This is a genomic window from Streptomyces smyrnaeus (assembly GCF_017676345.1).
Classification (GTDB): domain Bacteria; phylum Actinomycetota; class Actinomycetes; order Streptomycetales; family Streptomycetaceae; genus Streptomyces; species Streptomyces smyrnaeus.
In genome coordinates this window covers 26,656-40,289 of the sequence record NZ_JAFFZM010000015.1, presented here as the reverse complement: position 1 = coordinate 40,289, position 13,634 = coordinate 26,656, and the positions used below count along the sequence as shown (strand labels likewise).

Here is a 13,634-nt window from a genome sequence, read left to right as displayed (position 1 = left end):
CCGGCTCAGTCGCCCTGGGTGGCCATGCGATAGCCCACCCCGCGCACCGTCTCGATGAGGGCGGGCCGCCGCAGCTTGGAGCGGAGCGAGGCCACATGCACCTCCAGGGTGCGCCCTGTCCCCTCCCAGCTGGTCCGCCACACCTCGCTGATGATCTGCTCGCGCCGGAAGACCACGCCGGGGCGCTGGGCCAGCAGTGCCAGCAGATCGAACTCCTTGCGGGTGAGCGGCACAAGCGCGCCGTCCACACTGACCCGCCGGGTGGGCAGCTCGATGGTCACGGCACCCAGCCGCAGCGTGCCGGTCGGGTCCGGACTCCCGGGGACCGCCCGCTCGCCGGTCGCGGACGGCTCCTCACCGGCCGAGCGGCGGCTGACGGCGTGGATGCGGGCGAGGAGTTCGCCCATGTCGTAGGGCTTGACGACGTAGTCGTCCGCACCGAGGTTGAGGCCGTGTATGCGGGACCGTACGTCCGCGCGTGCGGTCACCATGATCACCGGGGTGGTGCTGGTGCGGCGGATACGGCCGCACACCTCGAAACCGTCCTGGTCGGGCAGGCCGAGGTCGAGCAGGACGACATCGAAACCGGGCCCCTCCTGACCGCCGACGAGCAGCTCCTGGAGCGCCTCGGCGCCGCTGCGCACGTGGGCGACCTCGAAGCCGTGCCGCGCCAGCACGGCCGAGAGCGCCGCGGCGACGCGATCGTCGTCCTCGACGAGCAGCAGTCTCACCCCGACGCCCTCCTGTTCTCGACACCGCCTCCGGCAAACGATTCGACAGTGCATCCACGCCGATCGGCGCAGGTGAGTCAAGGGGTCGCCGGGACCAGGCGGGCATCCGTTATACAGCCGGTACGACGACCGTCATACAGCCACTACGGCGACCGTCCGGACGGCCACCGACTGGGAGGCGGGTGGACCGGGGAGCCGCCGGTCGGCCCCCCATTGCCCCCTTTACCCAATGTGCCGGGCCGCAGCCGGATCGTTATGCTCAATTTCAGCTCAGATGTAATGACGCTCACGCCGACCGCTCACTAAGGTCCTCGCAACCGACGAGGACGGAGCTACACGTCGATGAGCGAAGTATCGGTGACCAAGGACGCAGGCGGTCCCGAGTCCGCGACCGACAAGCTGGTCGTGCTGGACAACATCAACAAGCACTTCGGTGCGCTGCACGTCCTCCAGGACATTGACCTGACCATCGCCCGTGGCGAGGTCGTCGTCGTCATCGGTCCTTCCGGGTCCGGCAAGTCCACCCTGTGCCGCACCATCAACCGTCTGGAGACGGTCGACTCGGGAAGCATCACGATCGACGACAAGCCGCTGCCCGAGGAGGGCAAGGAGCTGGCGAAGCTGCGTGCCGATGTCGGCATGGTCTTCCAGTCCTTCAACCTCTTCGCGCACAAGACGGTGCTGGAGAACGTCACGCTGGGCCAGGTCAAGGTCCGCAGGACGGACAAGCGGGTGGCGGAGGAGAAGGCCCGCACGCTGCTCGACCGGGTCGGTGTCGGCAACCAGGCCGACAAGTATCCCGCGCAGCTCTCCGGTGGTCAGCAGCAGCGGGTCGCGATCGCCCGGGCGCTGGCGATGGATCCGAAGGTGATGCTCTTCGACGAGCCCACCTCGGCCCTCGACCCCGAGATGATCAACGAGGTCCTGGAGGTCATGCAGCAGCTGGCCCGGGACGGAATGACCATGGTCGTCGTCACCCACGAGATGGGCTTCGCGCGGTCGGCCGCCAACCGTGTGGTCTTCATGGCGGACGGCCGGATCGTCGAGGAGGCGACCCCCGAGCAGTTCTTCAGCAACCCGCGCAGCGACCGTGCCAAGGACTTCCTCTCGAAGATCCTGCACCACTGAGCCTTCATCACTGAGGCCCGCAGCCGCGCCCCCGGCCCCCGAGGGGGCGCACCGAGCGGGTTGTGCACCAGCGCACCGGGCCAACGACTGTTCAAGCAAGGGATGTTCACTATGAAGTTCCACAAGACCGCAGCGGCGGCAGCCGCTGTTCTGGCTCTCGCCGCCACCGCGGCCTGCGGTGGCAAGGAAGGCTCCGCCGGCGACAAGCCCAAGGACCAGACCGACGAGAAGGCGCTGCCGAAGTACGAGGTCGCCAAGAACGTCGAGGTCGACTCGCCCGTCCTGAAGAAGGCCCAGAAGCGCGGCAAGATCATCATCGGCGCCAAGGCCGACCAGCCCTACCTCGGTTTCCAGGACCAGTCGACGAAGAAGTACTCCGGCTTCGACATCGAGATCGCCAAGATGATCGCGGCCGACCTGGGCTTCTCCCCCAAGCAGATCGAGTGGAAGACCGTCGACTCCGGCGCTCGCGAGACCACCGTCTCCAAGGGCGACGTCGACCTGATGATCGGTACGTACACGATCAACGACGAGCGCAAGAAGCAGATCGACTTCGCGGGCCCGTACTTCCACGCCGGCGCCTCGCTGCTCGTCCGCAAGGACGAGAAGGAGGTCACCGGACCGGACAGCGTCAAGGGCAAGAAGGTCTGCTCCATCGTCGGCTCGACGCCGCTGCAGACCATCAAGGAGCCCAAGTACGGCGCCAAGGTCACCGAGCTGAGCAAGTACTCCGAGTGCGTCTCGCAGCTCCTCGACGGCCAGGTCGACGCGGTCACCACGGACGACGCGATCCTGATGGGTTACGCCGCGCAGAACCCCGGCAAGCTCAAGGTCGTCGGCAAGCCCTTCTCCGACGAGCCCTACGGCGTCGGCCTGAAGAAGGGCGACAACGCGCTGCAGAAGGCCGTCGCCGACGCGCTGAAGAAGCACCAGGACAACGGCGACTACAAGAAGGCGTACGAGGCCACGCTGGGCAAGTCCGGCTCCAAGTTCAAGACGCCGCCGGAGATCACCGAGAAGTGATGTCCACGCCCCGCTCCCCGGCGCAGGCGCCGCGCGGGGCGGGGCGTGCCTGTTGCGGGCACCCCGTTCGCCGGGGCGCTGACTCCCCACCCGGCCCAGAGCGCCCCCTGCCCGGTCCGGCCCTTCCCGCCGCCCCTACGCGACTCCTCGCGGAGAATTCATGAACGTACTTCTCGACAACCTGGCGCTGTTCCGCGAGGGATTCCTCGGCACCTTGTGGCTGACGGTCGTCAGCGCGCTGCTCGCCGTCGTGCTCGGTCTGGTGATCGCGGGCTTCCGCGTCTCGCCGGTGCCCCCGCTGCGCATATTCGGCACGCTGTGGGTCAACGTGCTGCGGAACACCCCGCTGACGCTGCTGTTCCTGGTGGCCTTCTTCGTGGTGCCCAAGGTGCTCTTCCCGGGCGTCAACTCCTTCGTCCTGGCCGTCTGCGCCTGCGGCTTCTACACCTCGTCCTTCGTCGCCGAGGCCGTGCGCTCCGGCATCAACACCGTGCCGATGGGCCAGGCCGAGGCCGCCCGCGCCATCGGTATGACCTTCACCCAGACCATGCGCATCGTGGTGCTCCCCCAGGCCACACGCACGGTCGTACCGCCGATGAGCAGCATCTTCATCGCGCTGACGAAGAACACCGCGATCGCCGGCGCCTTCGACAACGTCGATCTGTTCAACATCCAGAAGACGCTGAGCAACGACGGCTACGACATCGCCGTGATCTTCGTCTGGATCACGCTCGGCTACCTGATCATCACCTACGCCATCAACGGCCTCTTCCGGCTGCTGGAGAACCGTCTGGAGGTCGCCCGATGAGCGCGAGCGTCCTGTTCGACGCGCCCGGCCCGAAGGCTCGCGTCCGCAACCTGATCTACTCCGTCGTCGGCAGCATCGGCCTCGCCGCGCTGATCGCCTGGGTCTGCTACCGGCTGTACGACAAGGGGCAGTTCGCGGGCGAGCTGTGGGACATCTTCAACTACGCAGGCATCCGGCAGAACATCTTCGACGCCCTGCTGTCCACGCTGAAGGTCTTCGCACTGGCGGGCGTCTTCTCGTTGGCCTTCGCAGTGGTGCTGTGCGTGGCCCGGCTGTCGGACCACAAACCGGTGCGCTGGGTGGCCGTCGTCTTCATCGACCTGTTCCGGTCGATCCCGCTGCTCATCACGATCTTCGCCCTGTGGGTCGGCATCGTCGGCGACATGACCCCCATGTGGGCACTGGTGCTGGGCCTGACCATCTACAACGGATGCGTCCAGGCCGAGGTGCTGCGCGCCGGTGTGAACGCGGTGCCGAAGGGGCAGGTGGAGGCGGCCTACGCGCTCGGGCTGCGCAAGACCCAGGTGACCGCCTCGGTGCTGTTCCCGCAGGCCGTGCGCTCCATGCTGCCGTCGATCATCAGTCAGTTGGTGGTGACCCTCAAGGACACCTCGCTGGGTTACATCATCCTCTACCCGGAGCTGCTGTACTCGGCCCGGCTCATCGCCAACAACACCCCGGTGGGCGGGGTCTACCCGACCGTCCAGACAGTCATCGTCTTCGGCGCCATCTACATCGGGCTGTGCCTCATCCTGGCCTGGCTGGCCAAGTTCGTCGAACAGCGCGGCCGGCGGTCGAAGGCGGGCATCGTGCCGGCGCAGGCGAACGAACCCAAGGAGGTGGCGGCCGCCGGCACACCGGACCCGGGCGCCCCCGGCGACGCCGCGTCCAAGGACTGAGCCGCACCACGCGTCGGACACCGCTCCGGCGCCCACCGCTCCGCCACGGGCCATGGAACGGGCACCCGCCCGCACCATGGCCCGTGTTGGCATCTTATGGCGTCACTTGACGCATGCTCAGGCAGTGGGTTGCATACCAGCGTGATCGCGCACCAGGCTCCACCCCCAGAGAAACCCGGCCCCCGTCAGCACCACCAGGGCTGTGAGGTTTCCACACTGTGGATCCGGTGATCGTCGTCGGGGCGGGTCCGGTCGGACTCGCCCTCTCCCTCGCTCTTGCCCGGCACGCCGTCCCCTCCCTGGTCCTGGACTCCACCGACGGCAATCCGCCGCCGCGCGCCGCGCGCAGCTGCGTGCTGCGCCCGGACACCGCCGCCGTGCTGCCCACGCTGCCCGGACTGCGCTGGCGCTCCTGGCGCACCCAACGGCGCGCCCAACAGGTCGACACAGTGGACCTGGTCCCGGAGCAGGCCCCGGTGCACATCGAGCAGCATGCGCTGGAGCGCACCCTGCGCGACGCGCTGGCGAAGGAGAAGTTGGCGCGCGTCATCACCGACAGCCATGTCGACCTGCTGGAACAGGACGCGAACGGCGTCACGGCGCACACCCGGGGCCCCTCCGGCACCTGGTGGCGCGGCAGTTACGCCGTCGGGTGCGACGGTGCCCGTTCGATGGTCCGCAAACTGCTCGGAGTGCGCTTCCCGGGGCGTACGGCAGTCGAACGGCATGCGGTCGCCGCGCTGCGGGTGCGGCTGCCCTGGGAAGAAGGGGAGTACGACAAGGACGGCGTGTGGGAGCAGGGAAGCGTGGGCAGCGCGCTGCTGCACCGCGACCCGGGAGGTGTGCCGGGCGAGGTCACGGCCCGCCCGCTGCCCGGGGGCCGGTGGCGGCTGGACTGGCTGCTGTCTCCGCGCGGCGACCTGGTGACACCGGAGGAGATGCTGGAGCGGGTGGCGGACACCCTCGCCGTCTGGTCCGAGGAGGCGCTGAAGGAGGCGGCCAAAGCTGTCGTTCCGGCCAACGGCGGGCCCGCAGGAGCTGGCAGGCGGGGGGCCGGCGCCGAGGACGGTGGCGGCAGCAGCGGCATCGGGCCGTACGAACTGGTGGACACCGGCGTGCACACCGCCCACCAGCGGCTGGCCCGGCACTGGCGCGTGGACCGCGTCTTCCTCGCCGGGGACGCCGCACATCTGACGGGTGCGCTGGGGGTGCAGTCCGTCGACGAGGGGTTGCGGGACGCCTCCAATCTCGCCTGGAAGCTCGCGCTGACCTGGCACCACGGTCACGGCGCGGCAGCGGAGACCCTGCTGGACAGCTACGAGACCGAGCGGCGCGGCGCCATGGTCGCCCGGCTGCGCGCCGTCGACCAGGCCCTGCCCGTCGTACGGCGCGGCGGTGGGCTGCGTGCGCTGCTCCCCGGCGGGGGCGCCCGCGCCCATCTGGGACTGCTGACCGACGGTCACCTGGGGCGGGGCCTGCTGGGTGCGCCGCCCGCGTACGCCCGTACGCCGTTGGCCCCCGCACGCGCGAGCGTCGACGAGGTGCCCGTCGGGACGGCGCCGGGGGCTCCCGTGTGCGATGTTCCGGTCACCGCCGCCGACGGCTCACAGGGCGACCTGCACGACTGGCTGGGCGGCCCGGGCGGGGAGCTGCTGGTGCTGCTGGTGGCACCCGGTACCGGGGTGTGGGACAGCCGGCACTGGCTGACGGCGGGAATGATGCCCGAGTTGGCCTCCACCGTGGCCGGGCTGCCGCTGCGTGCCACGCTGCTGGTCACCGAGAGCTACCCGGGGGCGGCGGCACACACGGTGCTGGCGGTCCGCGCCGACGGGCATCTCGCGGCGGCCTTCCCCGCGGGCCGCTCCGGCGCGCTGCGCGTCTGCGCGGAGGCCGTACGTGGCGGAGCACACTCCTGAGCACCCGGCGGGGGCACCCGGCGCGCATATGGCGTGCCGTCGGTGTCGGGCTGCCGACGGCTGCGTCGACGCGAAGCTCAAGAACGTGCCCAGGCGCGACGCCGCTGCCCGTCCGGCAGCCGCTCCGCTCCGCCTCGGGCACCAGCCGGCTTCCCCTCACAGTCCGGGGAAATGCTCCTCCAGCACTTCCGGATCCTCGCCCTCCTCCTCCAGCGCCCGCCGGACCACCCGGAGGGCAAGCCCCTCGGAGTAGCCCTTGCGGGCCAGCATTCCGGCGAGCCGGCGGAGGCGTTTTTCTCTGTCGAGGCCCCTGGTGGAGCGCAGCTTCCGTGCCACCAGGGCTTGTGCCGTCTCCTCCTCCCGCTCGGAGTCGAGCCGACCCACGGCCTCGTCGATCACCGTGGAGTCCACACCCTTGGTGCGCAGTTCGCGGGCGAGCGCCCTGCGGGCCAGACCCCGGCTGTGGTGTCGGGAATCGACCCAGGCGGCGGCGAACGCGGCGTCGTCGATGAGACCGACGTCCTCGAATCTGGCCAGCACCTCCTCGGCCGCTTCCGTCGGCACCTCCCGTTTGCGGAGCGCGTCGGCAAGCTGTTGACGCGTTCTGGGCGTACCGGTGAGCAGCCGCAGACAGATGGCTCTGGCCCGCTCCACCGGATCCTTCGGCTCGGCCTCCCGCTCCGCCCGGCCTCCCTCCCGGCGTCGGCCCGGAGTCCGGGACGACGCACGCGATGGTCCCGCTTCGGCCCTCGACGAAGCGGGACCATCGCTGTCCTGGATATCCGCCACCGAGCCGTCGCCCCCAGGGGCGGAGGCCGGTGACGGGTCCGGGGAAGGGGTGTACTCCGGCCAGTCGCTGCGCCGTGTCACGGACTAGCTCTTGGCCGCGGCGGCCTTGGACGCCTTGGTCGTCTTCGCCGCCTTGGCCGCCGGGGCCGGGACGGTCTTGGCCGTTGAGGCGTCCGCGGCGTCCGGCGTACCGGCCGCTGCGGGGGTCTCCGGTGTGGTGCTGCCCGCGGCGTCCGCACCCGGCTCGCCGGCCGGGTCCTGCGGCTGTACGCCGATGCCCAGCTTTTCCTTGATCTTCTTCTCGATCTCGTTGGCGAGGTCGGGGTTGTCCCGCAGGAAGTTGCGGGCGTTCTCCTTGCCCTGGCCGAGTTGATCGCCCTCGTAGGTGTACCAGGCTCCGGACTTGCGGATGAAGCCGTTCTCCACGCCCATGTCGATCAGACCGCCCTCGCGGCTGATGCCCATGCCGTAGAGGATGTCGAACTCGGCCTGCTTGAAGGGCGGCGCGACCTTGTTCTTGACGACCTTGACGCGGGTGCGGTTGCCGACGGCATCGGTGCCGTCCTTCAAGGTTTCGATGCGGCGGATGTCGAGCCGCACCGAGGCGTAGAACTTCAGGGCACGGCCACCGGTGGTGGTCTCCGGAGAGCCGAACATCACGCCGACCTTCTCGCGGAGCTGGTTGATGAAGATCGCGGTGGTCTTGGACTGGTTGAGCGCACCGGCGATCTTCCGCAGCGCCTGGCTCATCAGCCGGGCCTGGAGGCCGACGTGGGAGTCCCCCATCTCGCCCTCGATCTCGGCGCGGGGCACCAGCGCCGCGACCGAGTCGATGATGATCAGGTCGAGCGCGCCGGAGCGGATCAGCATGTCGGTGATCTCGAGAGCCTGCTCTCCGTTGTCCGGCTGGGAGAGGATCAGCGCGTCGGTGTCGACGCCGAGGCGCTTGGCGTACTCGGGGTCCAGCGCGTGCTCGGCGTCCACGAAGGCGACCGTGCCGCCCGCCTTCTGCGCGTTGGCCACCGCGTGCAGGGTCAGGGTCGTCTTTCCGGAGGACTCCGGCCCGTAGACCTCGACCACGCGGCCGCGGGGGAGACCGCCGACGCCGAGGGCCACGTCAAGGGCGGTCGACCCGGTGGGGATGACCTCGACCGGCTCGTTCGGCCGCTCGCCCATGCGCATCACGGCGCCCTTGCCGAATTGCCGTTCAATCTGCGCGAGCGCGGCGTCCAGCGCCTTCTCGCGGTCGGTTCCTGCCATGGGTGCCACCCGGTTGTTTGCTTGAGTCGATCGCTTCACGTCAAACGACGCTAGCGCCTGCCACTGACAATCGGTCCGGACCCGCGCTCACTGGGCCATGGCCTGAGCGGGCGTGCTCGCCGGAGCCTCTATAAGAATCGATGTTCGAATTTTGCGTCAAGTCGCCCCGCCTTCCTGTGGATAACCCGGAAACCTGCAGGTGAGAGGCGTGGAAGCGATCGCGATGAGGCCCGTACGCCCGCCCGACGACCTTCCCGCTCAGCGACGGCGGCGCCACCACCGACCGCGTCCGCTGCGGCCCGCCCCCACCCGCGAACCCGGTCCGACCCGCACGTCCGGCACGTCGTAGCGCTTGACGTAGGCGCTGAGGAACCCCTGGAGCGTCGCCATGGCGGGAATCGCGACCAACGCGCCGACGACCCCCATCAGCGAGGTCCCGGCGACCACCGAACCGAAGGCGACAGCGGGATGGACGGCCACGGTTCTGGCGGTGATGCGCGGCTGGAGGATGTAGTTCTCCAGCTGCTGGTAGACGACGATGAACACCAGCACCCACAGGGCGGACCAGGGATCGACGGTGAACGCGATCAGCAGCGGCAGCGCCCCGGCGAGGTAGGTGCCGACGGTGGGCACGAACTGTGAGACCACCCCGACCCAGACGGCCAGCGCGGCGGCATAAGGCACCCCCAACAGTTCCAGGAAGACATAGTGCGCACCGGCGGAGATCAGCGCCATCAGGGCCCGCGAGTAGATGTAGCCGCCGGTCTTGGTCACCGCGATCTCCCATGCGCGCAGCACCTCAGCCTGTCGCGCCGGCGGCAGTACGGAACACAGTGCCACCCGCAGCCGCGGCCCGTCCGCGGCGAAGTAGAAGGTGAACAGGGCGACCGTCAGCAGTTGGAACACCCCGCCCAGCAGCGTCGCGGAGATCCCCCACACGTTCTGGGCGCCGCTGCGCAGATAGCCGCTCACCCAGTCGGAGTGGATGACCTTGGAGCGCAGCTTGTCGACGTCCAGATCGGTGTGGAAATGGACGTTGCTCCAGTGGAGCACCTCGGAGACGTACCGGGGCAGGTTCTCCACGATGCGGCTGATCTGCTCGACGAAGAGCGAACCGAGCGCCACGAAGAAACCGGCCGCCGCCGCCAGGAGGACGACGGAGACGAGCGCGGTGGCCGGCCCCCGGCGCATACCGCGCCGGGCCAGCCCGGCGACGGCGGGTTCCATGGCCAGCGCCAGGAAGAACGCGATCAGCACGTTCAGCAGCAGCCCGAGAGTACGCAGGAACGCCCAGCTGAGGAGCTGGTAGGCGCCGAAGAGGGCCAGGGCGAGCACGAGGGCCCGCGGCAGCCAGCGCGGCATCCCGTCGGACCGCGGACCCCGGCCCGGGCTGCGCACCGTGCCCTGCGAATCCGCGCTCCCGTCTGCGGGTCCGGCCGGACCGACGTTTCCGGAGTGGCCGCGGGCGCGGTCCTCCCGCTCCCCGTCGCCGTTCCTCTCGTCCCGGTCCCGGTCACCGTCGTCTGGCGCGCCCACCGGGCAAGTCTCGCGCCCGGGGAGACTGCGTGCGGTAAACGACTCACCTCTTGTGCGCGGGACTCACCTCCCACGCCGAGAGCTCACCTCTTGTGTGCGGGGACCTCCATGACGTCGCACACCACGCGCCAGACGTCCTTCGCGTCCCAGCCCGCGGCGAGCGCTTCGTGCACCGTCCGCCCGCCGAGACCGGCCATCACATGATCGCGTGCGAAGGAGTCGGCGTACGCCTCACCGAAGTGCTCCGCCATCCGCTGCCAGAAGTCCGTCAACCGCATGACTCCAGTATCCCGCCCTCAAGGGTTGGCTCTCGCCGACAGCAGTGACCTGGGGGGCCGCGCGGCCTACCGTCGAAGAATGGCTCCCTGTGGATCGGTCCTCTCCCGTGCGGAGAACTTCATCTGGCTGACAGCGCGCGTACTGGAACAGCGGCGCTTCGAGCACGACTTCCTGGACGGCGATCCGAGCACCGTCGAGACGGCGCTCGACGCCTACCGCAACGCCGACGGCGGCTACGGCCACGCGTTGGAGCCCGACCTGCGGGGCCCCGTGAGCCAGCCACTGCACACCGCCGCCGCCGTCCGGGTGCTGGACAGCATCGGGCGCTGTGCGGGACAGCGGGTCGAGCGCATCGGCCGCTATCTGACGGCGGTCTCCACTCCGGAGGGCGCCCTGCCCGCTGTGCATCCCTCGCTGCGCGGATACCCCGCCGCACCGTGGATCCCCGTCCAGGACGCGCCCCCCAGCGATCTGCTGGCGACCGGCCCGGTGGTCGGCACACTGCACCGCAACAGCGTCTGGCACGCCTGGCTGTTCCGCGCGACGGACTACTGCTGGAACACCATCGAGACCCTGGGCAAGACCCACCCCTACGAGGTGCGGGCGGCGCTCGCCTTCCTCGACGGTGTACCCGACCGGCCGCGCGCCGAGGCCGCCGCGGGGCGGCTCGGCACGCTGGTGCGCGAGCAGCGGCTCGTGGTCACGGACCCGGGCCGCGCGGCGGACTTCCCCCTCCCCGACGGGTACGCGCCGGGCGAGTACCACTATGCGACCGACTTCGCGCGCACCCCCGACTCACTGGCCCGCCGCTGGTTCTCCGACGCGGAGCTGGACCGCGCGCTCGACCATCTCAAGAGCCGTCAGCAGGACGACGGCGGCTGGGACATCAACTGGCGCAGATGGGCACCGGGAACGGCGCTGGAGGGGCGGCCGCTGGTCACTTTGGAGGCGCTGCACACCTTGCGCGCGTACGGCCGCCTCTGAGCGCGGCTCCGAACGGGAGCGGGGCGCCGCTCGGAGCTCGGGGGGCGCCCGGAGCGCAAGGGTCGCTCGGAGCGCGGGGGCCGCGCGCCCCGAGCGGGTGCGAGGCTGCCGGGCGCCGCTCGGCATACGTGCGGGCGCGGCTAGCCGAGCGCCCGTACACCTGCCGTGACCAGTACCGCGGCGGCGACGACCACCAGGAACGGAGCCCGGAACAAGAGCGCGAGAGCGGCGGCGGCCAGACCTGCCGCCCGGGCGTCGAGGACCAGGGACAACTGGTGCTCGAAGGTCTGCTGCGCGGTCAGTGCCGCCAGCAGCGCCACCGGCAGGAGGGCGGCCAGCCGCTGGACCAACGGCCGCTCCAGCATTCCTGCGGGCACCGAGAGGCCGAGCAACTTCACCAGGTAGCAGCCGAGGGCCGTGGCCCCGATGGCGATCCACACACTCACCGGGACTCCTCCTCAGCCGTCCGTGCTCCGTCTCGCTCTCCGCGCCGCCCGGGCGGCATCCTGCTGTGCACCAGCAGGACGAGAGGGGCCGCCAGCGCGGCGACCAGCACCGGAACGCCGGCCGGCAGTACCGGCAGCAGCCCCAGGCCCAGGACGACGGCGAGTCCCGCCGTCGCCCGCTCAACGCCGGTGCGGAGCATGGGTGCCAGCAGGGCGAGGAAGACCGCAGGGCCCGCGGCGTCCAGGCCCCAGGCGTCCGTGTCGCCCAGTGCTTCCGCGCCCAGCGCCCCGAGCAGGGTGGTGAGGTTCCAAAGGCCGAAGAGCGTCGCGCCGGTGACGGTGAAGCCCAGCCGGACGGCGTGCCGTCCGCGCTGCGCCAGGGCGACGGCCGAGGTCTCGTCGATCACCCAGTGCGCGGCCGCGATCCGCGCACCGCCGCGCAGCCCCAGAAGACGGGACAGCCGCAGCCCGTAGAAGGCGTTCCGGAAGCCGAGGAAGAAGGCACCGGCAGCGGCGGTCAGCGGGCCGCCTCCGGCGGCGAGCGCGCTGACCAGGGCGAACTGGGAGGCCCCGGTGAACACGAACAGGCTCAGCGCACAGGTCTGCGCCAGGGAGATGTCGGCGCCCGCGGCCGTCACGCCGAAGGCGAAGCCGGAGAGCCCGACGGCGATGCCGACGCCCAGCGCGTCCCGCACGACAGCGCGGTCGTCGCGGCCGCCCGGTGAGCTTTCCGATGCGCCCCCGTCGGGCGCTTCGGGTATGGCGGAAGTATCCGGTGCGGAGGCGTCCGGGACCTCCGGTCGGTCGAAGGTGTCTCTCTGCTGTGGCACGCGGCCACGCTAGGGAACCGGACGTGCTCTGTTCTTGTACGTTCTTGCGCGCCCCCGGCGATAGGCACCAGGCGGGACCCCTATGATCCGCCCGAAGTGCCGCGTCAGGTGGGACTGGTCGGTGAAGCCGACAGCGGTGGCGGTCTCGGCGAGCGGCAGCCCCGCGTCCAGCAGGGCACGCGCCCGGTGTACGCGCGCGTCCGTCAGCCAGGTGTGCGGCGGCATCCCGTACATCCGGCGGAAGGCGCGCAGCAGCGCGAAGGGGCTTGTCCCCAGCTCGGCGGCGAGGCTCTCCAGGGACGGCGGGTCGGCCATGCGCTCCTCCAGCACCGCGCGGGCCCGCAAGGCGTTCCGAGCGCCCGCCGTGTGGATGGCCCGCTCGGGCAGCGGGCCACCGTGCAGCCGCAGCAACCGGGCGACCACCGCGTGCATGAGGGTGTCGGCGGCCAGCGCGTTGCCCTCTTCGAGTGCCCGGTGTATCGCCTGGACGTGGCGGGAGGAGACCGGGTCGTCGGCCGCCGCGACACGGAACCCGGGGGTGCCCCGGATGGTGGTGGTCTGGGCCGCTATCCGGGCCACCAGGGAGGCGTCCGGGTAGAGCACCTCGTAGGTCCATCCCTCGGGCTCCCCGGCGTGCCCGGTGTGCATGGTGTCGGGGTTGATCAGCGCCAGCCCGCCGGGCCCCACCCGGTGCACGCTGCCGCCGTGGTGGAAGGCCTCCACGCCTTGAGTGATCGCGGCGATCACATACGTCTCGTGGGTGTGCCGTGCGAAGGTCTTGCGGATGTAGCGGGCGCGCAGCAGGTCGACACCGGGCAGCTTCGGTGACTGCCAGTAGTGCGCGCTCTCCCGGTGCGTCATGCCCCCCATTCTCCGTCCCGGCCCCGATCTCCGTCCCGGCCCCGTTCTCCGTACGGCCGCACGATTCCCCGCCCGGCCGCGGGCCGCCGCCCCTTCCGGCCGCCGCCCGCCGCCCGGACGGTCGCGGGCCGCTGTCAGTGCCGT

Annotated in this window: 14 protein-coding genes; 6 read left to right on the top strand and 8 right to left on the bottom strand. The window is 70.6% G+C overall.

Translation table 11 applies throughout. The features are described 5' to 3' along the window. Positions 1–5: 5 nt before the first annotated feature. Complete coding sequence (locus JW613_RS23410; RefSeq protein ID WP_209212930.1) at positions 6–731, bottom strand: response regulator transcription factor; 726 nt, start codon at positions 729–731, stop codon at positions 6–8. Positions 732–1,073: 342 nt separating this feature from the next. On the opposite strand from JW613_RS23410, the gene JW613_RS23405 reads away from it, so the two are divergent. From JW613_RS23405 to JW613_RS23385, 5 genes are all read left to right on the top strand, one after another. Further along, entirely contained in the window at positions 1,074–1,859 is a 786-nt protein-coding gene (locus tag JW613_RS23405) for an amino acid ABC transporter ATP-binding protein (RefSeq protein WP_099884771.1), read from the top strand. A 111-nt stretch (positions 1,860–1,970) separates the two neighbouring features. Then, positions 1,971–2,882, top strand: coding sequence for a glutamate ABC transporter substrate-binding protein (locus JW613_RS23400; protein ID WP_209212929.1), 912 nt, complete (start codon positions 1,971–1,973; stop codon positions 2,880–2,882). 160 nt (positions 2,883–3,042) lie between these two features. Next, entirely contained in the window at positions 3,043–3,690 is a 648-nt protein-coding gene (locus JW613_RS23395) for an amino acid ABC transporter permease (protein ID WP_099884767.1), read from the top strand. Next, complete coding sequence (locus JW613_RS23390; protein WP_209212928.1) at positions 3,687–4,589, top strand: amino acid ABC transporter permease; 903 nt, start codon at positions 3,687–3,689, stop codon at positions 4,587–4,589. The genes JW613_RS23395 and JW613_RS23390 overlap by 4 nt, the downstream gene beginning before the upstream one ends. Positions 4,590–4,807: 218 nt before the next feature. Next, positions 4,808–6,505: an FAD-dependent monooxygenase gene (locus JW613_RS23385; RefSeq protein ID WP_209212927.1), complete on the top strand. Its 1,698-nt coding sequence runs from the start codon at positions 4,808–4,810 to the stop codon at positions 6,503–6,505. 156 nt (positions 6,506–6,661) lie between these two features. Here the strand turns inward: JW613_RS23385 and recX are convergent, their stop codons facing one another. From recX to JW613_RS23365, 4 genes are all read right to left on the bottom strand, one after another. Further along, the gene (gene recX, locus JW613_RS23380; protein WP_307866010.1) at positions 6,662–7,375 is read right to left on the bottom strand and encodes a recombination regulator RecX; all 714 of its coding nucleotides are present in this window, start codon (positions 7,373–7,375) and stop codon (positions 6,662–6,664) included. A 3-nt stretch (positions 7,376–7,378) separates the two neighbouring features. Beyond that, positions 7,379–8,554: a recombinase RecA gene (gene recA / locus JW613_RS23375; RefSeq protein ID WP_209212926.1), complete on the bottom strand. Its 1,176-nt coding sequence runs from the start codon at positions 8,552–8,554 to the stop codon at positions 7,379–7,381. A 258-nt stretch (positions 8,555–8,812) separates the two neighbouring features. Further along, on the bottom strand, positions 8,813–9,916 hold the full coding sequence (locus tag JW613_RS23370; protein WP_209213057.1) for an AI-2E family transporter: 1,104 nt from the start codon (positions 9,914–9,916) through the stop codon (positions 8,813–8,815). Positions 9,917–10,173: 257 nt separating this feature from the next. Continuing rightward, positions 10,174–10,368 carry a DUF3046 domain-containing protein gene (locus JW613_RS23365; RefSeq protein ID WP_209212925.1) on the bottom strand — a complete coding sequence of 65 codons (195 nt, stop codon included), beginning with the start codon at positions 10,366–10,368 and terminating at the stop codon, positions 10,174–10,176. 79 nt (positions 10,369–10,447) lie between these two features. On the opposite strand from JW613_RS23365, the gene JW613_RS23360 reads away from it, so the two are divergent. Further along, complete coding sequence (locus tag JW613_RS23360) at positions 10,448–11,353, top strand: hypothetical protein (RefSeq protein ID WP_209212924.1); 906 nt, start codon at positions 10,448–10,450, stop codon at positions 11,351–11,353. A 140-nt stretch (positions 11,354–11,493) separates the two neighbouring features. Here JW613_RS23360 and JW613_RS23355 read toward each other — a convergent pair whose 3' ends face one another. The 3 genes from JW613_RS23355 to JW613_RS23345 all read right to left on the bottom strand — a co-directional run bounded on the left by JW613_RS23355 (position 11,494) and on the right by JW613_RS23345 (position 13,499). Beyond that, on the bottom strand, positions 11,494–11,799 hold the full coding sequence (locus JW613_RS23355) for an AzlD domain-containing protein (RefSeq protein ID WP_099884755.1): 306 nt from the start codon (positions 11,797–11,799) through the stop codon (positions 11,494–11,496). Next, positions 11,796–12,560: an AzlC family ABC transporter permease gene (locus JW613_RS23350; protein ID WP_209213056.1), complete on the bottom strand. Its 765-nt coding sequence runs from the start codon at positions 12,558–12,560 to the stop codon at positions 11,796–11,798. Before JW613_RS23350 ends, JW613_RS23355 begins: the two co-directional genes overlap by 4 nt. A 78-nt stretch (positions 12,561–12,638) precedes the next feature. Next, positions 12,639–13,499 carry an AraC family transcriptional regulator gene (locus JW613_RS23345; RefSeq protein WP_209212923.1) on the bottom strand — a complete coding sequence of 287 codons (861 nt, stop codon included), beginning with the start codon at positions 13,497–13,499 and terminating at the stop codon, positions 12,639–12,641. Positions 13,500–13,634 lie beyond the last annotated feature (135 nt).

Excerpts from the sequence above, each read along its gene's own strand:
- JW613_RS23405 (WP_099884771.1), top strand. The coding sequence starts at position 1,074 with ATGAGCGAAGTATCGGTGACCAAGGACGCAGGCGGTCCCGAGTCCGCG.
- JW613_RS23400 (WP_209212929.1), top strand. The coding sequence starts at position 1,971 with ATGAAGTTCCACAAGACCGCAGCGGCGGCAGCCGCTGTTCTGGCTCTC.
- JW613_RS23395 (WP_099884767.1), top strand. The coding sequence starts at position 3,043 with ATGAACGTACTTCTCGACAACCTGGCGCTGTTCCGCGAGGGATTCCTC.
- JW613_RS23390 (WP_209212928.1), top strand. The coding sequence starts at position 3,687 with ATGAGCGCGAGCGTCCTGTTCGACGCGCCCGGCCCGAAGGCTCGCGTC.
- recA (WP_209212926.1), bottom strand. The coding sequence starts at position 8,554 with ATGGCAGGAACCGACCGCGAGAAGGCGCTGGACGCCGCGCTCGCGCAG.
- JW613_RS23370 (WP_209213057.1), bottom strand. The coding sequence starts at position 9,916 with ATGCCGCGCTGGCTGCCGCGGGCCCTCGTGCTCGCCCTGGCCCTCTTC.
- JW613_RS23365 (WP_209212925.1), bottom strand. The coding sequence starts at position 10,368 with ATGCGGTTGACGGACTTCTGGCAGCGGATGGCGGAGCACTTCGGTGAG.
- JW613_RS23360 (WP_209212924.1), top strand. The coding sequence starts at position 10,448 with ATGGCTCCCTGTGGATCGGTCCTCTCCCGTGCGGAGAACTTCATCTGG.
- JW613_RS23345 (WP_209212923.1), bottom strand. The coding sequence starts at position 13,499 with ATGGGGGGCATGACGCACCGGGAGAGCGCGCACTACTGGCAGTCACCG.